The sequence below is a fragment of the Bacillus sp. AY18-3 genome, from assembly GCF_008042305.1.
Classification (GTDB): Bacteria; Bacillota; Bacilli; order Bacillales; family Bacillaceae_G; genus Bacillus_A; species Bacillus_A wiedmannii.
Genome location: NZ_QKQR01000024.1, coordinates 83794 through 109813, shown reverse-complemented (window position 1 = coordinate 109813; position 26020 = coordinate 83794). Strand labels below are relative to the sequence as shown.

Genomic DNA, 26020 nt, shown 5'->3' with positions numbered 1-26020 from the left:
ATGACCAATGAGGAATGTTATTCATTAAGCCATCCGCAGCGAAGAATATGGTATACAGAAGTTATTCATTCTGATAAAGGAATATGTAATTTAAGATTTTTATTTAAACTTCATCGAAAAATGAATTATTCAAAATTAAACCAAGTTGTGAATCGAGTCATTAGTGAAAATGATGGTCTGTGCATTAGGTTAAAAGAAAATGGGCATCAGGAACCGAAACAATATTTTATTAAACATGAAGAACAAGAATTTGAGTTTTTTGATTTCAGTAATGTGGAGAATACAAATTTGCTTGAGGAATGGATTGAGCAGAAAACAAAAGAAACGTTTACATTATTTAATTCAAATTTATACTATTTCGCTTTAATAAAATTAAACGATAATGAATGTGCAGTCTTTGGAAATGTTCATCATATTATTATGGATGGTTTATCAATTCAAATATTTACTGAGCAGATTGCAAAATATTATTATGAAATGTATAACGAGAATGAGGAAGGTGAAAGTGAAAATTCATATGTTCAATTTCTGACTAATGAACAAACATACTTGAATAGTAGTCGCTTTCAAAAAGATCAAAAATTCTGGTTAGAGGAATTTAAAACACTGCCATCTGTGACTGGATTGAAGCCCTATAATACGTACCAAGCTAGTACCAAAGCATCACGTGAGACATTTATATTAACGGAGCATTTGAAGAGAAAGATAGAGAAATTTTCTGAAGATTACAAAATTAGTTTATACACTTTTTTTGTTGCTGCTTTCTCGTTGTCCATGTATCGGTGGACCTCATCGCTTGATATTGGTTTAGGAATGGCTTACGGCAATCGTATGACTAAAATGGAGCGAAAATTGATTGGAATGATGGTGAGTACAGTTCCTTTAAGAATGGATATTGATCCGGAAGAAGAAGTACTTTCATTTATTAGTAGGGTATCCAGAAAACAAAGCAAATTATTGAGACACCAGAAATATCCATTTGATTTGTTATTAAAGCAGATTAATAAAGAGAATAATAGTAATGTGAGACTTTTCGGAACTACGATTGATTATAGGGATCGTGATGAAAGTGGTGACTCACTATGGATTCCAAACCATGAAGAGGTGCAAGATTTTGCAGTGCATATTGAAAATCTAATTGATATTGACTCTTTACATGTACATATTGATTATCGTGAGGAGCTATTTTCTAAGGAAGAGATAAAACGTTTTTTTAACGTGATGTTAGCGATAATGGAAAACACTTTTGAAAAACCAAAGCAGAAGGTAGCTGAAATCGAAATCATTTCTGATGAAGATAAAAGAAGAAGTTTAGTTGAGTTCAACAATCCTAAGCTGGATTTCCCATCTCAAGTAACTATTCATGAATTGTTCGAACAGCAAGCGTTGAACTATCCACGCGATATTGCAGTTACGTATGGAAAAGAAAAAGTTACTTATAGAGAGCTTAATGAACGCGCAAATCAGTTAGCTCATTATTTGCAGAAAAAGGGAGTAAGACCTGATACTTTAGTGGGACTGTGCGTTGAACGTTCTCTCGAAATGATTGTAGGTATTTTAGGGATTTTGAAGGCTGGTGGGGCTTATGTTCCACTTGATTCAACATATCCAGAGCAGCGACTTCAATATATTTTAGAAGATGCTAGTATTCAGTTATTCGTAACGCAAGAAAGTTTAAAAGAATTGAAATGTTTACCAGAAAATGTTGAGTCGATTTGCCTGGATCGTGATCAAGATGAAATTGGGAAAGAAAGTAAGACTTTACCGGTTTCTGATGTCAGTTCCCAAAATTTAGCATACGTGATCTATACTTCGGGATCAACGGGGAATCCAAAGGGTGTTATGATAGAGCATCACAATGTCATTCGGTTATTTAAATCAACGGATTGTTGGTATCAGTTTAATGAAAAAGATACTTGGACGCTTTTTCATTCTTATGCATTTGATTTCTCAGTATGGGAAATTTGGGGAGCATTATTATATGGTGGAAAATTAGTTGTTGTTCCGTACTGGATTAGTCGATCACCTAAGGATTTTTATCAATTATTGGTGGAGGAAGAAGTCACAGTTCTAAATCAGACACCTTCCGCATTTCGACAATTAATACAAGTGTGTGAACAAGAAGATATGAATAAAAATTTGCAACTGCGTTATGTCATATTTGGCGGAGAAGCGTTAGAACCTACTAGCTTGTTACCGTGGTTTCAAAGGTATGGGGATAAAAAACCACAGTTAATTAATATGTATGGAATTACAGAAACTACCGTTCATGTTACATATTATCCAATTACTCTAGAAGATGTGCAGCATGCTTCAAGAAGTAATATTGGCAAGCGGATTCCCGATTTAGAAGTGTATATACTGGACGCTTATCAACAACCTGTTCCTATAGGTGTTGATGGTGAACTTTATATTGGTGGGGCAGGACTGGCACGTGGGTATTTAAAGAGACCTGAATTAACAGCAGAGCGTTTTATATCTCATCCATTTAGTAGTGATCCGAAAGCGAGATTATACCGGACAGGAGACTTAGCGAGGTATTTGCCAGATGGAAATCTGGATTATCGTGGAAGAATTGATCATCAGGTTAAAATACGTGGTTTCCGAATTGAGATTGGGGAGATTGAGTCTACTTTACATACATATGCATCTGTAAAAGAGGCAGTTGTAATTGTAAGAGAAGATCAGCCAGGCGATAAAAGATTAGTAGCATATGTTGTAGGAGATGGAAATGTAGATGCGTGGAGAGAGTATCTTAAAGCGAAACTACCAAGTTATATGGTTCCTTCGGGATTTGTGGTGATGGAAGCTATTCCACTTACAGCTAACGGTAAAGTTGATCGTGAGGCCTTACCTATGCCGGAGGAAAAGCAGATTAATAGTGAATCTGTTGGCCCTCGGAATAGTAACGAACAGATACTGACTACCATTTGGAAGCAAGTATTAGGTGTTAAAAAGGTGGGAATCTATGATAATTTCTTTGAAATTGGTGGCGACTCGATTCTCAGTATTCAAATCATATCTCAAGCAAGTCAAGTGGGGTTAAAACTTACTCCAAAGCAAATGTTTGAATGCCCAACTATCGCTGAGCTGGCACAAGTGGCTATAAAAACGCAGGGAGTACAAGCGGAGCAGGGAATTGTGATAGGTGATGTGTCTCTTACTCCAATTCAGTGTTGGTTCTTCGAGCAAGAACATCCACATCTGGAGCATTGGAATCAATCAATGCTATTAAGAGTAAAAGAAAGATTGGATGTGAAGTTACTAGAGGGAGCGATAGTAACTTTACTCAAACATCATGATGCTTTACGTTTCCGGTACAAACAGTTACCAAACGGAACGTGGAGGCAGAGAAATGAAGGGACTGATGAGCTGTCAGTACTCCATGTTGTAAAACGGAATCAAGTTAATGAAAAAGAGTGGAATACAATAATACAAGAAGAGATGAACATTAATCAAGCTAGTTTCAATCTAGTTACTGGTCCGTTAATGAGGATAGTGTACTTTGAGGATAACTTGACTGGAAATGATCGAATATTCTGGGTGATTCATCATTTAGTAGTAGATGGAGTATCATGGAGGATTCTATTGGAAGATTTACAGACGGTATATAACCAGATGAAACAAGGTCAAGAAGTTCGCTTACCTGCGAAAAGTACTTCTTTTAAAGAATGGTCTGAACGACTCCAGACGTACAGTGATTCGGGTATTTCGAAAGAAGTACAAGATTATTGGAATGAACAAGTAGAAAAAGAAACGATGAAAATTCCAATGGTCTATCCAATACAAAAAACAACAGAAGAATCGATTGATCAAGTGACAGGGACTTTAGGAATAGAAGAAACACATGAATTGTTACACGAAGTTCCAGTAACTCATAAGACAAGGATTGATGAGGTACTATTAACGGCATTAGGACAAGCTATCGTCGATTGTACAAATCAGCAAACGGTTTCTATTCATCTAGAAGGACACGGAAGAGAAGAGGTAATTGAAGGTATTGATTTATCAAGGACAGTGGGCTGGTTCACGAGTATTTATCCCGTTCATCTCAATTTTCAAGGAACTCAAACACCTATTGAAGGGTTAAAGGCTGTCAAAGAACAATTGCGTCAAATTCCGAATCGTGGAGTTGACTATGGTATTTTACGTTACTTGAATAAAGGATTACTTCCGTTTTATCAGCAAAAGCCTTCAATAAGTTTTAACTATTTGGGCCAATTTGATCAGGTTTTCTCAAGGGAATCTTTGTTTATGCAAGAGACAGGATTTACATTTTTAGATCATGCTCCAGATTCCAAACCATCTCATCTAATTGATGTTATTGGAATGGTGAAAGATGAAAAGTTACATTTTGTTTGGTTGTATAGTAGAGAACAGTTTTCTAAATTAAAAATTCAATTGATAGCAGATGGTATGTTGAGGCACCTTCGTCAACTTATAAATAAACCAACAATAGAGTCTGCTTTTACGGTATCAGATTTTGCTGATGCAGAGGATCTTACGGAAGAAAGCTTGAGCAAAGTATTACTTAAATTAACAAAGAAGAGGGTGTAAAAATGGGAGACGTTATTGATATATATGGTTTATCACCTTTGCAAAAAGGAATACTGTTTCATACTTTATACGATCAAGATGATGAACATTCATTTTCCTATATTGTACAAGTAGGTTTCTTGCTCGGGGGGCAATTGGATATTGCTACTTTTGAAAAGGCCTGGGAATATGTTATTCATCGACATGAGGTTTTACGTTCAGTATTTGTGTGGGAGGAAGTAGAAAAACCACTACAAGCGGTTTACCAACGTCTTTCTTTTACTATTCATCAAGAGGATTGGAGCGCCCATTCACACAAGGAAAGGGCGAAGAAATTACAACAGTTTTTAAATGCAGATCGTAGAAAAGGATTTTTATTAGATGAAGCACCATTGATGAGAGTCACTGCGATTAAAGAGGCAAAAGAGGAAACGAGGATTATTTGGACACATCATCATATTTTGCTAGATGGATGGAGTGTGTCATTGGTCTTTAGTGAAGTGATGGAAGTTTATCTCAAGATGATAAGGGGAGAATTATTAAATCTTCCTAAATCTCTTCCTTATAAAAAATATATCCAGTGGATAAATAAACAAGATCAAAGTCAAGCAGAGGAATTTTGGAAAGAAGAATTAAAAGGGTTCTATGCACCTACGCCATTAGCAATGGAAAGAAAGAACCAAGGACAAGAGAAGGGCTATGGAGAGTGTGTTTATCAAGTATCTGAGGAACTTACTGAGAATTTACAAGAGTGGGTACGAAATAGTCGATTAACGTTGAATACGTTAGTACAAGGTGCATGGGCTTATTTGATGAGTAGGTATAGCGGTGAAAGTGACATCGTATTTGGCGTAACTAGCTCTGGACGTCCTACTGATTTAATGGGAGCAGAGAATATGGTGGGGTTATTTATTAACACCTTACCTACTAGAATTCGATTAACGGATAATACATCAGTAGTAGATTGGCTTCGTAAAATACAAATGAAAGAAATGGAACGAAGACAATATGAGTATAATTCGTTGATAGATATTCAAGGATGGAGTGAGGTTCCACGAAATAGTTCCTTGTTTCATACCTTGTATGTGTTTGAAAATTATCCAATTCAAGGTGAGAGAAATGAAGATTTAAGATTATTAGATGTTAAAAGCGCGGAACAAACCAATTATCCTTTAACACTCATTGTAATGCCCAGTAAGAAAATTACTTTAAAGTTAATGTATGATCGAAGCTATTTTAATGAAGGAACAATAAATCGGATTCAGAATCACTTATTGCAAATACTAATTCAGATGACGAAGAGCCTAGATTCAAAACTCTTTGAAATTACTCATTTAACAGCGGAAGAACAGATACTGTTACTAGAGGAATGGAATCATACTCAAGTAAATTATTCGGCTGAAGGCATGATTCATACGATATTTGAGGAGCAAGTAAAAAAAACACCGGAAGCAATCGCGGCTATTTACGAAAATGAACAAATTACCTATAAAGAGTTAGAGAAGCGTGCGAATCAACTAGCTCATTATTTACAAAAGCATGGTGTAGGACCAGAGTCTCTAGTTGGGGTATATATGGAACGTTCATTACAAATGATGATAGCGTTATTAGGGATTCTAAAATCAGGAGCAGCGTATGTTCCACTTGACCCTACTTATCCAGAGAGTCGGCTTCGATATATATTAGAGGATGCTGGAATCGAAGTACTAGTGACGGAAGAGAATTCTGAAAGTTTGTTTGTATCTGAAAATATTGAAACGATTTGTATGAATAAAGATTACACTGCAATTGAAAAAGAAAAATCAACCCCATGTATAAGTGGTGTAACAGGAGAAAGTTTAGCGTATGTTATGTATACTTCAGGATCTACAGGGAATCCAAAGGGAGTAATGATTGAGCATCATTCAGTAATCAATTATCTAGAATGGATGCAACATAAATATCCACTTTCTGAAAAGGATGTGGTCTTGCAGAAAACGCCATTCTCATTTGATGTCTCTGTTTGGGAGTTGTTTTGGGGTATTCACGTTGGTGCAAGTGTATCTTTCCTACCTCCAGGTGGAGAAAAAGATCCTTCTATTATAGCTGAAGTGATTAAAAAACATCAGGTTACTATAGTTCAATTTGTACCTTCGATGTTATCAGTTTTCTTAGATCATTTCAATCGTATTGAATTGAACATGAATTGTTCGTCCGTACGCCATGTATTTTCTGGTGGGGAAGAACTAAGTTCAGGGTTAGTTAGACGATTTCAGCAGAAATGGAATTATAGTGGACAAGTGAAATTAACCAACTTTTATGGACCAACTGAAGCCACTATTTATGTGAATGCATTTGATATTCAGCCTAATCAAGAATTTGTTTCTATTGGGCGGCCAATACAGAACACGCAATTATATGTATTAGACCAAAATCAACGCCTGCAATCAATAGGAATTGAGGGTGAGTTATATCTTGGTGGTGCTGGTTTAGCGCGTGGATACTTAAATCGTCCGAATCTTACTGCTGAAAAATTCGTTTCACATCCATTTCGATTGGGGGAACGACTATATCGAACAGGAGATTCAGTAAGATATTTAACTGATGGAAATATAGAATTTATAGGTCGAATGGACCATCAAGTCAAAATGCGTGGTTTTAGGATTGAATTAGGAGAAATTGAAGCGACTTTAGAAAAATGTTCGTTTATTAAAGAGGCTGTTGTATTAGTTAGAGAGGATCGTCCAGGTGATCAACGATTGGTTGCATATGTAATAAGCGATGGAAATACCCAAGAGTGGAGAGAGTATTTACAAAACCAATTACCAAATCATATGATTCCAGCACACTTTGTAGAGTTAGAACACTTCCCGCTTACTCCGAATGGGAAAATTGATCGAAAGGCCTTGCCAGCACCTGATGATCAAGCTATTGGAGATTTAAATGTTCTACCTCGGACGCCATCGGAAGAGCTTATTGCTTCGGTTTGGGGTCAAGTGTTAGGGGTGGGGAATATTGGTATTCAGGATTCCTTTTTTGAACGTGGTGGACACTCACTACTTGCTACTCAAATTGTCTCTCGATTGCAAGAATTGTTCCAAATCAAAATTCCCTTACGTGAACTTTTCAAGCACGATACAGTGGCAGCGTTGGCGAAACGAGTAGATCAGTTACGAAAAGAAGATAAAAAACGAGAGATTGCCCCTCTTGTACCTATGAAACGGGAAGAAGCTATTCCACTTTCCTATGCGCAGAAACGTCTATGGTTTATTGATCAATTAATGCCAAATAGTGCTATGTACAATATTCATGCAGCGTGTCGCTTAACAGGTAAATGGTCAATTGAAGCATTGGAGGCCGGATGGAATCAATTGTTGGAGCGTCATGAATCATTACGAACGATAATTCTAGAACAAGAGGGTGAACCTTTTCAACAGGTTCAATCTCATGTATTCGGGCATATCCCTCAAACGAATCTAACAGATCTCTCTTTGGAAGATAGGGAAAGAGAAATGAAACGGCTCATTCAAAACGAAGCTGAGGAACCATTTTATTTTGGACAAGGTCCTCTAATTCGAACACGCATATTGAAAGTGGACAGTGAAGAGTGGATTCTCATTTGTACGATGCATCATATTATTTCAGATGGATGGTCAATGGGAATCTTACTTGAAGAATGGATGGCTTTTTATGAAGGAGCATTAAGCGGCAAACCGGTGGAATTGAAGGAGTTATCTATCCAATATGCAGATTTTGTCATGTGGCAGAAGGAATGGAAAAAAGAAGAGAATTTGAATCAGCACCTTCAATATTGGAAGGAAGAATTGTCTGGGGAACTACCGGTTTTACAATTACCGATGGATCGTCCTCGACCTGCAGTTCAAACCCATCGTGGTGCAAGTCAGTCTTTAATAGTGGCGAATTCCCTACAGGAAAAGCTCAAAGATTTAAGTCTGCAAGAAGGGTGCACTTTATTTATGACATTGATGGCAGCGTATCAAAGCTTCCTTTCTCGTTATACAGGACAGGACGACATCATAGTTGGAAGCCCGATTGCTAATCGAAATGTGAAAGAGATTGAGGGATTAATAGGTCTCTTTGCAAATACGTTAGTTTATCGAGCTGATTTCAGTGAAAACCCGACGTTCCAAGAACTTTTGTCGCAGGTAAGAAAAAAAGCACTAAAAGCATACGAGTATCAGGATATTCCATTTGAGAAAGTGGTAGAATCCGTAAAGCCGGAACGGAATACAAGTCATTCACCAATATTCCAAACCATGTTTACTTTACAGAATACGAAACAAGAGTTTCTTCAGCTATCTGAAAGACAAATGGAACTCATGGAAAACCATGTTTCTGTTGCAAAATTTGATTTGAGTTTATTTGCTTCTGAGACGGAAGAAGGATTATCACTAACCTTTGAATATAATACTGATTTGTTTAATGATACAACCATTGAACGTATGGTAAGTCATTTTGAACATTGGCTAAATCAAATTGCCTCTTATCCAAAATGTTTATTATCAGAATTGAATATGTTATCGAAAATAGAATATAAGCAACTACTAGAGGAATGGAATGAATTAGCTGTTATTGATATAGAAGATAGCATGATTCATACAATGTTTGAAGAACAAGTGGAAAAAACACCAGAAGCAATTGCAGTAGTGTGCGAAGATGAAGAACTAACATATCGAGAGTTGGACGAACGCTCGAATCAGTTGGCACATTATTTACAAAAAAATGGTGTTACATGCGAATCATTAGTTGGGATTTGTGTTACACGTTCATCCGAGATGATTGTCGGTCTCTTAGGAATTATGAAGGCAGGAGGAGCATATGTCCCAATTGATCCAGCATATCCGGAAAGTCGACTGCAGTACATTTTAGAAGATGCTCAAATAAAGGTACTGGTGACACAGGAAAAGTTACAACAAAAAATGGTTATACCTACATTCGTCAACATCATTTGTATTGATCGTAATCGATCAGAAATAGAACAAGAAGTTACTACGGTATGCACGAGTGAAGTGACGGGCGATAACTTAGCCTATATTATCTATACTTCAGGTTCCACTGGAAATCCAAAGGGAGTAATGATTGAGCACAGGAATACAGTAACAATGATTCATTGGGCGCATCACACGTATTCCCGAAAGGCATTAGCGGGAGTATTAGCTTCAACTTCACTATCTTTTGATTTATCCGTTTTTGAAGTATTTGTTCCCTTAACGATGGGGGGGAAGGTGATTGTCGCTGAAAATGCTCTACATCTAGACAAGTTGTCTACCAAAGGTGTGACTTTGGTTAATACTGTGCCATCGGCAGCAAAGGAACTGGTTCGAGCAAAGACAATTCCTTCTTCAGTAAAGGTAATGAATTTGGCTGGAGAACCGTTACCATATCCGCTTGTTCAAGATTTATACGAGAGAAGTACGATTGAGAAGGTATACAACTTATATGGACCGTCTGAAGATACTACGTATTCCACGTATATGGAATTAGAAAAGGGTGTCATGCATAGGGTACCACCAATTGGTAAACCAATCTTCAATACAGAAGTATATGTACTGAGTGCTGAACAAAAAATGGTTCCAATTGGTGTAGTTGGTGAGCTGTACATTGGTGGATCAGGGTTAGCACGTGGATATTTAAAACGCCCTGACTTAACGAAAAATCGATTTATACCGCATCCGTTTAAAGAAAACGAGCGAGTATACCGGACTGGAGATCTAGTAAGGTATTTGCCAGATGGAAATTTGGAGTATGTTGGACGAATTGATCATCAGGTGAAAATTCGTGGGTTCCGGATTGAACTAGGAGAAATTGAAGCGGTATTACAAAAGCATACATTAGTTAACGAAGCTATTGTGATGGTGCGGGAAGATTATCCTGGCGATCCACATTTGATTGCCTATGTTGTAGGAGACGGGGATGCTCAAAAGTGGCGTGATTATCTCAAGGACCAACTACCAAATTATATGATTCCATCCTATTTTGTTGGATTAAATGCATTTCCACTCACTCCTAATGGGAAAATTGATAGGAAGGTTTTACCAACACCAGAGAAACAGGAGATAGCAAGTGGTTATATTGCTCCTCGTACGTCTACGGAAAAAACAATTGTTTCGATATGGCATGAAGTTTTAGGTATGGAAAACATCGGAATTCAGGATTCGTTTTTTGAAATTGGTGGACATTCATTACTTGCTACGCAAGCCGTTTCTAATCTTAAAGAGGCTTTTGGAATCGAGATACCATTGCATGATTTATTTATGTTTCATACGGTGCAGCAATTGGCAGAACAGATTGATCAATTGCTCGATAACAAAAATCAAGAAATGCAGAATGATAGTAAGGAGAATGTAAGTCTTCAAGACTATATTCAAAAAGAAGCAGAAGTGAGTAATGATGAAGAATTACTGGAACTGCTTAAGCAATTAGAAGAGTTATCAGAGGAAGAAGCACAATGGATATTCGAGAGTAATTTGATTGAGGAAGGGGTAAAAAAATGAGAAGTGATTTACTTGCAAAGCTGAGTTCACTTTCTCCTGAGAAGAGAGCATGGCTTCAGAAGCAAATGCAAAAAAAGGAGAATAAAGAAGCACTCCCGTTGTCTTATGCGCAACAACGTTTGTGGTTTATGGACAGATTTAATCCAAACAGTTCTTTATATAATATTCCAACGGTATGGCATCTAAAAGGAAATTGGATACCTGAAGCATTAGAAAAGGGATTCAATCGACTCATTGAACGCCATGAATCATTACGAACTGTTTTTAAAGAAGTAGGAGAACAACCTGTGCAACAAATTGTCGAATTCCTCCCTAGAGCATTACCTGTAAGAGATTACTCTCAACTTCCTCTAGAAGTAAAAGAAAAAGAGGTAGATAGTTTAATTGCGAGAGAAGCGCAAGAACCATTTGATTTAATGAATGGTCCTTTAATTCGTAATCAGCTTGTTCAATTAGAGAAGGATGAATGGTTATTACTGTGTACGATGCATCATATTATTTCTGATGCTTGGTCCATTGGTATATTCATGAATGAATTACTTGCTTTCTATGAAGAAGAAACGGGCGGAAATCCTGCTAAATTAAGCTCATTATCCATTCAATATGCAGACTTTGCGAAGTGGCAAAAGGAGTGGTTGCAAGGTGATGTGCTAAATCGTCAGCTTACGTATTGGCAGGAAGAATTGTCTGGTGAGCTTCCTATCTTACAACTGCCAGTGGATCGACCTCGACCGGTTAAGCAGACTTACTCTGGGGCTACGCATCACGTAATTTTCCCTTATAAATTGCTTAGTCAATTGAAGGATATAAGCCGACAAGAAGGATCTACTTTATTTATGACTTTAATGGCTGCATACCAGAGCTTTCTTGCTCGTTATACGGGACAAAAAGATATTCTAGTTGGTAGTCCGATTGCAAATCGGAACCACAAGGGAGTAGAAGGATTAATTGGTTTCTTTGTTAATACGTTGGTTTACCGATCAGATTTGAGTGGCACCCCTACTTTTCGGGAGATTTTGAGCCAAACAAAGAAAAAGGCGTTAAAAGCTTACGAATATCAAGATATACCATTTGAAAAAGTGGTAGAAGCTGTGCAACCTGAACGAAGCATGAGTCATTCGCCTATCTTTCAGACCATGTTTACGCTACAGAATATAAAACAAGAACGACTAGATTTGTCTGGTAAAAGTATTGAAATGGTAGAAAGTAATATGTCTATTGCTAAATTTGATTTGAGCTTAACTGCCTATGAAGTGGAAGAAGGTCTATTTGTCTCATTTGAATACAATACGGATTTATTTGATAGTAGTACCATTGCACGTATGGCAGGCCATTTTGAGAACTGGCTAAATGAAATCACGTATCATCCAGATGAATCATATACAAAGCTGTCAATGTTATCGGACACTGAGCAAAAACAACTCCTAGAAGAATGGAATGATACGGACGTAGTTTATGGTCATGATTGTATGATTCATGAGCTATTTGAGCAGCAAGTTTCACGGACACCTGATGCAGTGGCGGTAGTTTATGAGGGTGGAAAGCTAACGTATCAAGAACTCGATGAAAAATCGAACCAATTGGCACATTTTCTACAAAAACGAGGTATCGGACCTGAATCATTAGTCGGTATATGTATTGAACGTTCTCCTGATATGATTATTGGTCTCTTTGGGATTTTGAAAGCAGGTGGGGCTTATGTCCCACTGGACCCAAGTTACCCCGAAAACCGCCTGAGATACATTTTGGAGAATTCACAAATTCAAGTGCTGTTAACAAAAGAGGCACTACAGGACTGGTTACCTAAAGGTATTCAAGCAATTTGTTTAGACCGGGATCGAGTAATGATTTCTAAAGAGAGTAATTTAGCTCCAGTGAGTGGAGTGACAGCAAATAACTTAGCTTATATCATATACACCTCGGGTTCGACGGGAAATCCAAAGGGAGTAATGATTGAACATCATTCCGTTATAAACCGCTTACAGTGGATGCAGAAAAAATATCCATTATCCGAGGAGGATACAATCCTACAAAAGACACCGTTTTCGTTTGATGTTTCTGTCTGGGAATTGTTTTGGTGGTCATTTGTAGGGGCGCAGGTTTGTTTGCTTCCACCAGGAGGAGAGAAAGATCCTGCGGTGATTGAGGAATACATTGAACGATATCGTGTGTCCACCATGCACTTTGTTCCGTCGATGTTATCTACTTTCTTAGATTATATGGAACTATATAATTCGAAAAGGGATCTATCGTCTTTAATTCAAGTTTTTACTAGTGGAGAAGCGTTAAACACTGAGCAGGTTCGACGATTTAAGGGGATCTTTTACAATGTTCAACAAACAAAGTTAATTAACTTGTATGGTCCTACTGAAGCGACTGTGGATGTGACTTATTATGATTGTGATTTAGAAAAAGAACCAATGCTTATTCCGATTGGTCGTCCGATTGATAATACAGAGTTGTATGTGTTAGATCAATATCAACAAGTGGTCCCGATTGGTGTGGCAGGGGAACTTTACCTTGGGGGAGTAGGATTGGCACGTGGCTACTTCAATCGACCAGATTTAACTACTGAACGTTTTATTTCGCACCCCTTTAAGAATGGGGAACGATTATATCGAACGGGTGACCTGGTGAGATATATGAATGATCGTAACTTAGAATATATTGGAAGAATAGATAATCAAGTCAAAATTAGAGGATTCCGAATTGAATTGGGAGAAATTGAAGCAGCTTTACATGATCACCCATCTGTAAAAGAGGCTGTTGTGTTGGTGAGGGAAGATCGACCAGGAGATAAGCAGTTAGTAGCGTATGTAGTGGGTGAAGGGGATACTGGAGAGTGGCGTAAATATCTTAAGAAGCAATTGCCACATTATATGGTTCCAGCATACTTCTTCAAAATTGAAGGGATGCCACTCACTCCAAATGGTAAAGTGAATCGGAAAGCCTTATTGGAATTGGAAGAACAGTTCATAAGTGAAGATATTACTTCATCACGAACACCAGTGGAGGAGCTCATCGTTTCCGTATGGAGCCAAGTGTTAGGAATAAAAAATATTAGTGTACAGGATTCCTTTTTTGAAATCGGTGGTCACTCACTATTAGCTACTCAAGTAGTTTCACGTTTACAGGAAATCTTTCAAATCGAATTACCAGTACGTGAACTATTTGAATGTACGACGGTGGAGTCACTGGCAAAGCGAGTAGATCAGTTACGTAAAGGAGATAGAAAACGAGAGATTCCGCCACTAATACCGATGGAACGAGGAGAAACTATTCCACTATCTTATGCTCAACAACGCTTATGGTTTATTGATCAATTTACACCTAATAGTGCCCTTTACAATATGCCAATGGTATGTCGCCTTACAGGGAATTGGCTACTTGAAGCATTGGAAACGGGATGGAATCAACTAATAGAACGTCATGAATCACTGCGGACGGTCTTTCACGAAGTGAACGGTCAACCCGTACAGCAAATTAAACCGTATGCTTTTCAATCAATTCCGAAAACGGATTTAACTATGCTTTCTTCTGAAGACCGAGAAGGAGAGGTTAAACGTTTTATTCAACAAGAAACAGAAGTGCCATTTGATTTAACAGAGGGGCCGTTAATCAGGACAAGTATTTTGCACGTGGGAGAGGAAGAATGGATACTCCTTTGTACTTTACATCATATCATTTCAGATGGATGGTCAATGGGAATCCTACTTGAAGAATGGATGGCATTTTATGAGGAAGCAACGGATGGAAAGGTAGCGGAACTTGAACCATTACCGGTTCAATATGCCGACTTTGCTCAGTGGCAAAAAGGATGGCTAAAGGAGGAAGTGCTTGATCAACAACTCCAATATTGGAGGGAAGAATTGTCTGGGGAGCTTCCTGTACTCCAACTTCCTATGGATCGCCCGCGTCCTGCAATACAAACTCATCACGGGTCCACATACACTCTGGTTCTGCCAAGCACGCTACATGATAAATTGAATGAACTTAGTCGAAAAGAAGGGGCTACACTCTTCATGACGCTTTTAGCTGCATATCAAAGTTTTCTATCTCGTTATACGGGACAAGAAGATATTCTGGTCGGAAGCCCAATTGCGAATCGGAATTATAGAGAAATTGAAGGACTAATTGGTTTCTTCGTTAACACGCTAGTTTATCGAGCTAATTTGAGTGGTAGACCGACATTTCAAGATGTACTGTATCAGGTTCGTCAAAAGGCCTTGAAGGCGTATGAATATCAAGATATTCCATTTGAAAAAATTGTAGAAGTTGTGCAACCGGAGCGAAGTACAAGTCATTCGCCAATCTTCCAGACTATGTTCATCTTGCAAAATATGAAACAAGAGTTTCCGGTGTTATCTAGTAGAAGTATTGAAATGATAGAAAGCCATAGTCCAATTGCAAAGTTTGATTTAAGTGTAATGGCAGTTGAGACGGAAGAGGGATTACTTTTTACTTTTGAGTACAATAAGGATTTATTCAATGCTACTACTATTGAACGGATGGCAGGACACTTTGAGAAATGGCTACATGAAGTTTCTCATCGCCCACAAAATCCGTTGCATGGCCTGAGCATGCTATCGGAATACGAGCGTACTTTGTTATTAGAAACATGGAATGACACTGTAATGGAAATGTCTCATCAGGGTCTTATTTGCGACAGATTTGAGGAGCAAGTAGCGAGGCGTCCTGATGCGATTGCGGTAGTCGATCAAACAAAACAGTGGACTTATGGTGAACTGGATACACAAGCAAATCAGTTGGCAAATGTTTTACAGCGAAAGGGAGTAGCCCCAGAGTCAGTGGTGGGAGTTTATCTTCCGAGGTCAGCTGAGCTAATGGCAAGTTTACTAGGCATTTTAAAAGCTGGTGGAGCTTATGTTGTTTTAGATCCGTTGTATCCAAAATCAAGGTTAGAATACATGATTGAAGATGCAGGAATTCAATTTGTAGTGACGGCGGAAGGACAAGAAGGACATTTTGCACACGTCGAAATGGTGAGGTTAGAAGAATTAACGGTGGAAAGCGTAATCGCACCTACACGTCAGATAAATCCAGAGAACTTAGCCTATATTGTCTATACCTCTGGTTCTACAGGAAAACCGAAGGGTGTCATGGTTGAACATCGCTCATTAATGAATATGGTTTCTTGGCATCAAGAAGTTTATCGTATTTCAGCAGAGGATCGTGCGACTCAGATTGCAGGTGTTGCTTTTGATTCGGCTGTTCAGGAGATTTGGCCGTATCTAACTGCTGGTGCAGCACTCTACTTGTCAACAGAGGAACTGAGAATTAATCCAGAAGCACTAAGGGACTGGCTCATTGATTCACGAATAACAGCTAGCTTTGCACCTACACCTATTCTGGAAAGACTCTTGAAATTATCTTGGCCAGATAAAACGGATCTTCGTTTTATCATTACTGGTGGGGATCAATTAACGCAGTATCCATCTAACGATATTCCTTTTGCGGTAATTAATCAGTATGGTCCATCGGAAAATACAGTCGTTACCACAGATTGTTATGTACCTGTAGGAGTGACAACAGGTACGCCATCGATTGGTCGACCGATTGCGAATACAGAAGTTTATGTATTAGATTCTCATCTTCAGCTAGTACCAATTGGTGTAATTGGAGATCTCTATATTGGAGGGAAGAGTCTTGCACGTGGATATGCTAATCGTCCGGATCTTACAAAGGAAAAATTTATTCCACATCCTTTCAAGTCAGGAGAACGTCTCTATTACACAGGAGACAAAGCAAGTTATCTTTCTGATGGTAATCTCCAGTTCCATGGACGTATAGATGACCAAGTGAAAATTCGTGGTTTCCGAATTGAATTGGGAGAAATAGAAGCTGTTTTGCAGGCGCATTCTTCTGTGAAAGAAGCAGTTGTATTGGTACGAGAGGATAATCAAGGCGATAAGAGATTAGTAGCTTATGTAGTTGGTGAAGGAAGTGTCCATGAATGGCGAGAATATCTACAAACACATTTACCTAATTACATGGTTCCAACAAACTTTATTGAGATGGAATTTTTACCACTTACACCGAATGGAAAACTTGATTTGAAGGCATTGCCTATACTTAGTGAACAATCCGAAGAAAATACTGTTTACCCACGAAATCCGCTGGAAGAACTTATCGCTTCAGTGTGGAGTCAGGTGCTAGGAATAGGAGACATTGGTGTTCAGGATTCTTTCTTTGAGCTTGGTGGTCACTCTCTACTTGCTACACAAGTGGTCTCACGCTTACAGGAAGTCTTTCAAATCAAATTGCCAGTACGTGAACTGTTCGAATATTCAACGGTCGAGGCATTATCGAAACGAATCGATCAGTTACGTAAGGGGAGCGAAAAACGAGAAATTCCACCACTGGTGCCGATGGAACGAGGAAATAATATTCCACTATCTTATGCCCAACAGCGCTTATGGTTTATTGATCAATTTGCACCTAATAGTGCACTTTATAATATGCCAATGGCATGCCGCCTTACAGGGAGTTGGTTACCTGAGGCATTGGAGTTGGGATGGAATCAGTTGATAGAGCGTCATGAATCTTTGCGGACTGTATTTTATGAAGAGGATGGCCATCCTGTGCAGCAGATTCAACCGTATATTTTCCGTCCGCTTCTGCAAATGGACTTAACGAAGCTTTCATTAGAGGAGCGAGAAAGAAAGTTGGAGCAATGGATTCAAACTGAAGTAGAATCTCCATTTGATTTAGAACAAGGGCCGTTATTCCGTGGGAAACTCATAAGAATTTCAGAAGAAGAATGGGTTCTTCTGTGTAATATGCATCATATTATCTCGGATGGATGGTCGATGGAAATCTTGCTTCAAGAATGGATGGCATTTTATGAGAATGCGATTGGTGAGAAACAAGCAGAGCTGGAACCACTACCAGTTCAATATGCCGATTTTGCTCAGTGGCAAAGAGAATGGTTGAAAGATGAAGTACTAAATCAACAGCTTGCATATTGGAAGGAAGAATTATCTGGTGAGTTACCAGTCTTAATGTTGCCAATGGATCGTCCGCGTCCGCCAGTGCAAACCCACCATGGATTAACTCATAGTGTTTTGTTGTCACGCTCATTACTGGATAAATTAAACGAACTAAGTCGTCAAGAAGGGGCCACACTTTTCATGACCTTATTGGCATCGTATCAAAGTTTCCTTGCTCGTTATACGGGACAAACGGATATTATTGTTGGCAGCCCAATTGCAAATCGAAATTATCGAGAAATTGAGGGGCTGATTGGTTTCTTTGTCAACACCTTGGTTTATCGAGCTGATTTAAGTAATGCACCGGCATTTCAAGAGTTGTTGTCCCAATTGCGGATAAAAGCATTGAAGGCGTATGAGTATCAAGATGTTCCGTTTGAGAAAATTGTAGAGGTTATCCAACCTGAACGAAATACAAGCCATTCTCCAATTTTCCAAACCATGTTTACTTTGCAAAATATGGGACAAGAGCTACCGGAACTACATGGAAGAAATATAGAAGTAATGGAAAGTCACGCTCCAATCGCTAAGTTTGATTTAAGTTTAACTGCTGCAGAAGTGGAAGAGGGTTTATTACTTACCTTTGTTTATAGGACTGATTTATTTGACAGCTTAACTATTGAATCTATGGCCGAACATTTTGAAAACTGGTTGAATGTAATCGTGAAAAATCCAGATAAATCATTAGCTAAGTTGCCTATATTATCAGGATTACAGCAAAAACAGTTGGAAGAGTGGAATAATGATGCTGTAGCATATCTACAGGAAAGTACGATTCATCAGCTGTTTGAAGAGCAAGTAAATCGTACACCTGATGCGGTAGCAGTGGTAGATGAAAAACAGCAGTTAACGTATCGAGAGCTGAATGAAAAAGCTAATCAATTGGCCCACTATCTTCAGCAATGCGGAATTGGGAATGAATCATTGGTTGGACTTTGCTTTGAGCGTTCAGTTGAGATGATTGTTAGTATTATGGGAGCTTGGAAGGCTGGAGCAGCCTATGTTCCATTAGACCCATCATATCCAGAAACTCGCCTACGATATATTTTGGAGGACACTGGAATTCAAGTATTAGTTACGAACGAGTCATCGGAAGACTGGATACCTAAAGAAATCAAGATAGTTTGTCTAGATCGGGATCAAGCAATGATTTCACAAGAAAGCATTCTTTCACCAAAATGTGAAGTAACAGGAGAAAACTTAGCGTATGTTATCTATACTTCAGGATCAACGGGGAATCCAAAGGGTGTCTTGATACAGCATCATTCTGTACTAAACTTGTCGCATGGTTTACAAAAAGAGGTTTTCGAACATGAGATACCATCTAACATGCATGTCGGTTTAAATGCGTCAATTGCCTTTGATGCATCTATTCAGCAATTACAAATGCTGCTTTATGGTTCAAGTTTGTATATTATTCCGAATGAAGTACGAAGTGATCCGGAGCAGTTTGTAGCTTATATTAGGGAGAACAAGTTAGAAATCTTTGATATAACACCTTCATTGCTTCAATTACTTATAGATGTCGGATTGTTAGAAACGTGCGATGGCGTTCATGTTCCAAGTAAGGTACTGGTTGGTGGTGAAGCGATTATGCCGTCATTATGGGAACAGCTAGTAGAGACTGATAAAATACAGTTTTATAATGTATATGGTCCTACAGAATGTACGGTTGATGCAATATGCTATCATATCAAAAAAGATAGCAAGAGAGTAACAATTGGGCGTCCATTGCCTAACGTCCAAACTTATGTATTAGATAGAAATAGTTTGCCAGTTCCAGTTGGTGTGATGGGGGAACTTTATATCGGAGGAGCAGGTCTAGCAAGGGGATACTTGAATCGTCCAGAATTAACGTCCGAGCGATTTATTTCACATCCATTCAAAGAAGGCGAGAGGTTATATAGAACAGGAGACCTCGTGAGATATCTTCCTGACGGTAATATAGACTATTTAGGAAGAATAGATAACCAAGTGAAGATTAGAGGATTTCGAATTGAACTTGGAGAGATTGAGTCCACCTTACAGGAGCATTACTTGGTAAAAGAGGCAGTTGTAATAGTTAGGGAAAATCAGTCGGGAGATAAGAGGCTGGTAGCTTATGTAGTGGGCGAAGGCAGTTTAGAAGAATGGCGAGAGTATCTTAAAACAAAACTGCCAATCCATATGATACCTTCCTACTTTGTCGAAATGAAAGAATTACCGCTAACCATAAATGGAAAGATTGATCGGAAATCGTTACCTATATCAGATTATCAAGGAACACAAGAAGGATACGTGGCCCCAAGAAATGAACATGAACGTAAGCTTTCTATCATTTGGGAACGTGTGCTGGGTTCAAAACGTATTGGTATGAATGATAACTTCTTTGAAATTGGTGGAGATTCAATTCTTAGCATTCAGATTGTCTCTCGTGCGAAGCAAGTTGGTTTACAATTGACACCAAAACAAATATTTGAACACCAAACGATTGCTGAGTTGGCGCAAGTAGTCAAAGAAGAACAAGGTGTACAAGCTGAACAGGGAATTATAACTGGAGAGACGATACTTACACCTATTCAGCAAAGGTTTTTTGCACAAAATCATCCTAACCCACATCATTGGAATCAATCCATGTTCTTTAGAACGAAAGAGAAATTGGACATAGGATCACTTGAAAAGGCAGTGGGTAACCTTCTACTTCATCATGATGCCCTGCGTTTAAGATATGAACGTTTACCTAATGGGGTTTGGAAACAGTGGAATGAAGGAATAGAAGAGCAATTGATGCTTACTGTCATTTCATTAGACGAAGTGCCGGAAGCTGATTGGCATCAGGTTATTCAAAAAGAGATTAATATTGCACAAGAAAGTTTGAATTTACATGATAGTCCGTTAATGAGAATGGTGTATTTTGATGAAGGTGAGCACGCTGGCCGATTATTTTGGACAATTCATCATTTAGCCGTTGATGGTGTTTCTTGGCGAATTTTATTGGAAGATTTGCAAACAGCGTATACGCAAGCAGTCCAAGGGCAGAAAATTCAATTACCTATGAAAAGTACATCCTTTAAAGAGTGGTCGGAGAGATTACATCATTACGCTGAATCTGGAATATCACAAGAAGTGCTGCATTACTGGGAGGAGCAGGCGGAACAAGACGTAGTTATACTGCCGGTAGATGGTACTATAAGTAATCCAGTAAGCGCAGTGACTGAGGAAATTACTGTGGTGTTAAATGAGAATGAAACCCGTATGTTATTGCAAGAGACTTTAAGCACTCACCGTGTCCAAATCAATGAAGTATTATTAGCAGCATTGGTACAAGCTACGGCAGCATGTACGGGGCAGCCGATATTGAGCGTAGATTTAGAGGGACATGGTCGAGAAGAGATTATAGAAGATGTTGATTTATCGAGAACAGTGGGATGGTTTACAAGCATTTACCCAGTTCATTTAAATATTACTAGTGCTCATACGCCAATTGCAGCATTAAAAGCAGTTAAAGAACAAATTCGCAAAATTCCTAATAAGGGTGTTGATTATGGGGTGTTGCGTTACATGAACGCAACAATGTGTGAGCAATTAAGCTCGCAATATACACCGTCTATTAGTTTTAACTATCTTGGACAATTTGATCAAATGTTTTCTAGCGATGCAATGTTTATTCCAGAGAACAAATTTAAGCGTTTAGATCATGCTGCCGGTTCCAAGCGCTCGCATGTAATTGATGTAATTGGGGTTGTAACGGATGGAAAACTTCAGTTCACTTGGGTATACAATGTTGGGCAATTTGCCAAATCAACCATTCAAAGTATTGCACAGAATATGCTTTATCAACTGAGTACATTGATTCAATCTTCAGATAGAGAATCTGCATTGACCATTTCGGATTTTGCAATGACTAATCTTAGCCAAGAAGGTTTGATAAATGTACTAAACAAAATGCATCGCGGAAAGAACAATCAGATTACTGATTTATATCCACTATCACCTTTGCAAGAAGGTATGATTTTCCACACATTGCATGACCAAGGGGATGAACATGTTGCACCGTATATAGTGCAATTGAGTTTTATGATTCGAGGAAAAATGAATATTCCTACTTTTGAGCAGGCGTGGAAATCTGTAATTCAGCGACATGAAATTTTTCGTACAGCATTTGTATGGGACGAAATTGAAGAACCTGTACAAGTGGTGTATGAAAATATCCCATTTAAAGTGAACAAAGAAGACTGGCGTACAATGACAAGTGAAGAGATAGATGGAAAAAGAAAAGTCTTTTTGGCATTAGATCGAAAACAAGCCTTCCAATTTGATGAAGCGCCATTGATGCGGGTAACAGTCATTCAAGAAGGTGAGGAAGAATATCGGATTGTTTGGACCCATCACCATATTTTACTGGATGGATGGAGTTTACCATTAGTATTTAATGAATTACTTACAGTCTATCAGAAGAGAATGAATGGAGAAGCTGTGAAGTTACCTAAGTCTTCACCATATAAGAAATATATCCAATGGTTAAGAGAGCAAGATAAGGAGCAGGCGGAACAATTCTGGAGGGAGAAGCTAAAAGGTTTTACTGCACCAACTTTGCTGGGCTTAGAAAGTAAAGAGGAAGAAAAAGGTTACACAGAGAAGGTTACGTATTTATCAGAAGAGCAGACTCAAGCGTTACAAGGATGGGCGAAACGCAATAAACTTACTTTGAGCACAGTAATTCAAGGTGCATGGGCATATCTCATGAGCCGATATAGTGGAGAAAATGACATTGTCTTTGGTGTAACAAGCTCAGGGCGTTCTACGGAGATTATTGATGTTGAAAACATCGTAGGTCCTTTTATTACAACGTCACCGACGCGAATTCAATTGATGGATGATATAAAAGTAATGGATTGGTTGCAGAAGATACAAGAGGAAGAGATAGAAAGAAGACAATATGAGTATGCTTCTTTGACAGAAATTCAGGGGTGGAGTGAAGTTCCTAGAGGAACACCTCTGTTCAATAGTTTATATGTGTTTGAAAATTATCCAGTGAAAGAAGAGGCTTCAGAAAATCTGGAAATTGGTGAATTGGAAGGAGTAGAACAAACCCACTACCCATTAGGGTTGGCTGTAGTTCCAGGAATCCAGTTATCGTTAAAGTTAATGTATGACCGTAGTAAGCTTAATAGAGTAACCATTGAACGAATGCTGGGTCATTTACAACAAGTGTTAATGCAAATGCTCAAAAACATTGATCAAAATCTATCGGAGCTAGTATATATTACGGAAGCTGAACAAAGAAAGCTATTGGAAGAATGGAATAATAATGCTATATCCTATCCACGTGAGAATGTAATTCATCAACTATTCGAAGAGCAAGTAAATCGTACACCTGACGCGTTGGCAGTGGTAGATGAAAAACAGCAACTAACGTATCGAGAGCTGAATGAAAGAGCTAATCAATTAGCCCATCATTTACAGAAATGTGGAATTAGGACAGAGTCATTAGTTGGCCTCTGCTTTGATCGATCAGTTGAGATGGTTGTTGGTCTCATGGGAATTTGGAAGGCTGGAGCAGCCTATGTTCCGTTGGATCCATCGAATCCGGAAAGCCGCCTGCAATATATTTTAGAAGACACAGGAATTAAAGTGTTAGTTACGAATGAGGTATTACTAGGATGGATACCTAAAGAAATCAAGACAGTTTGCCTAGATAGGGACCAAGCAATGCTTTCTCAAGAAAGCAAAATTTCACCAATATGTGAGGTAACAGGGGAAAACTTAGCGTATGTTATCTATACTTCTGGTTCGACAGGGAATCCAAAGGGGGCTTTAGTACAGCACCATTCTGTAATAAACCTATCATATGGTTTACAAAAAGAAGTTTTCTCACATGAGATACCTAGTAATATGCGCGTCGGTTTGAATGCGTCAATTGCCTTTGATGTATCTATTCAGCAATTACAAATGTTGCTTTATGGTTCAAGTTTATATATTATCCCAAGTGAAGTTCGCACTAATCCGGAACAATTCGTGTCCTATATTAGGGAGAATAAATTGGAAATGTTTGATATGACACCTTCATTACTTCAATTACTTATAGATGGAGGATTGCTAGAAATAAGTGCTGATGTTCATGTACCAAGTAAGATATTAGTCGGTGGTGAAGCAATCATGCCGTCATTATGGGAACAGCTAGTAGAGACCGGAAAAATTGATTTTTATAACGTATACGGTCCTACAGAATGTACAGTTGATGCAACGTGTTATCATATTCAAACAGATAGTAAGAGAGTTACAATTGGACGTCCGTTGCCGAACGTTCAAACTTATGTATTGGATAAAAATTTGTTACCTGTTCCAGTTGGTGTAACAGGTGAGCTATATATTGGTGGTGCAGGTATAGCGAGAGGATACTTGAATCGCCCAGAATTAACAGCAGAGCGATTCATCCGTCATCCATTTAATGAAGAAGAGCGTTTATATCGTACGGGAGATTTGGTTCGTTATTTACCTGATGGTAATTTAGATTACTTGAGAAGAATTGATAATCAAGTGAAAATTAGGGGCTTTCGTATTGAACTTGAAGAGATTGAAGCGAATCTAAAGAGGCATCCATTGGTAAAAGAAGCAGTAGTTTTGGTAACAGAGGATAAATTAGGAGAGCAGAGATTGGTTGCTTATGTAGTTGGAGATGGTAGTATGCATGATTGGCGTGAATATCTCAAGACACAAGTACCGAATTATATGGTTCCCGCACACTTTATTAAGGTAGACGAGATTCCTCTTACAACGAATGGCAAAGTTGATCGAAAGGCATTGAACAATTTAACTATTCAAAGAGAAAATAACTTCTCTACACCAATCATTCCAAGGGATGAAATTGAATATCAGTTGATTAAAATCTGGCAGGATGTCTTACAGATAGAAGATGTCTATGTAAATGATGATTTCTTTAATAGAGGAGGACACTCTCTCCTTGTAATTAAATTAGTTTCAAAAATTAGGGAGAAGTTTGGAAAAGAAATTAAGGTGTCTACATTGATTAAGAATCCAACAGTGGAAGGAATCGCATGCCTTATTCGTGATAAGCATGATATGACGAAATCAGTAGCAGCGCTAGTTCCACTACAAGAATCAGAAAAAAGACCTTTCTTCTGCGTTCATCCGTTTATGGGGAATGTATTCTGTTACATTCAACTAGCAAGATTACTTAAGAACCATTGTTCATTTTACGGTTTACAGAATCCTCTTATAGAAAAGGGAGAAATTGACGAGTTGACCTTGCCGGAACTAATTCAACTTTACATTGAAGAAATAAAACATGTTCAGCCAGAAGGCCCATATCGTCTTGGAGGATGGTCTTTAGGCGGTGCAATTGCTTATGAAATCGCAACTGTACTAAAGAATCAAGGTGAGGAAGTTGAGTTGTTGGTACTCATGGATACAAAAGTACCTTCAAAGCAGGACTATAAAACGAGTGAGGATATGCTCTCATATATATATGAGCATTTCATTCCTAGAGATCTTACTGAGCAGGAAGGAGACCTTGTCCATAAACAAGATATGCTTGTGGAGCAATTAATTATGGAAGGAGTACTCCCGCCTGATGCAGATCTTATCAATTTGAAGCAAGTTATCAATGCACATAGGAAATGCCTGAACATAATGGCAGAGCATGATTTAATACCATACTCTGGAGAACTTCTCTACTTTAGTGCTGAGGAAGGAAAAGAGTTGTTTACAGATTGGGGACCTTTATTAAAAGGAAGAGTAAATAAGTATTCTGTCCCTGGATCACATGAAGAAATAGTAGACTTACCCGCAGTTGAAAAGATAGCTAAGTATCTATTAAATGAATTTGAAGAAATAAAAGAAACATCCCTTTCATTAACGGAAAATTAGAGAGTACAAAAGATGCAACGCTATGAACGAAAAGGGCAGCCCAATACCTGCATATCAAGTGTAGGGAATAATGAATATATTAAGAGCATTACTTTTTAAGGGGATAATGTA

At 38.4% G+C, this 26020-nt stretch carries 3 protein-coding genes; all 3 read left to right on the top strand.

The annotated features are described in order from the left end of the window. Genes DM800_RS20135 through DM800_RS20125 form a run of 3 tightly spaced genes read left to right on the top strand, consistent with a single transcriptional unit; the run spans position 1 to position 25909 of the window. Complete coding sequence (locus DM800_RS20135) at positions 1-4557, top strand: non-ribosomal peptide synthetase (protein ID WP_147787459.1); 4557 nt, start codon at positions 1-3, stop codon at positions 4555-4557. Between the two features lie 2 nt (positions 4558-4559). Next, positions 4560-11030 carry a non-ribosomal peptide synthetase gene (locus tag DM800_RS20130; protein ID WP_147787458.1) on the top strand — a complete coding sequence of 2157 codons (6471 nt, stop codon included), beginning with the start codon at positions 4560-4562 and terminating at the stop codon, positions 11028-11030. Further along, on the top strand, positions 11027-25909 hold the full coding sequence (locus DM800_RS20125) for a non-ribosomal peptide synthetase (RefSeq protein ID WP_147787457.1): 14883 nt from the start codon (positions 11027-11029) through the stop codon (positions 25907-25909). The genes DM800_RS20130 and DM800_RS20125 overlap by 4 nt, the downstream gene beginning before the upstream one ends. The last annotated feature ends 111 nt before the right edge of the window (positions 25910-26020 follow it).

Coding starts and splice junctions, on each gene's coding strand:
- DM800_RS20135 (WP_147787459.1), top strand. CDS start 1: ATGACCAATGAGGAATGTTATTCATTAAGCCATCCGCAGCGAAGAATA.
- DM800_RS20130 (WP_147787458.1), top strand. CDS start 4,560: ATGGGAGACGTTATTGATATATATGGTTTATCACCTTTGCAAAAAGGA.
- DM800_RS20125 (WP_147787457.1), top strand. CDS start 11,027: ATGAGAAGTGATTTACTTGCAAAGCTGAGTTCACTTTCTCCTGAGAAG.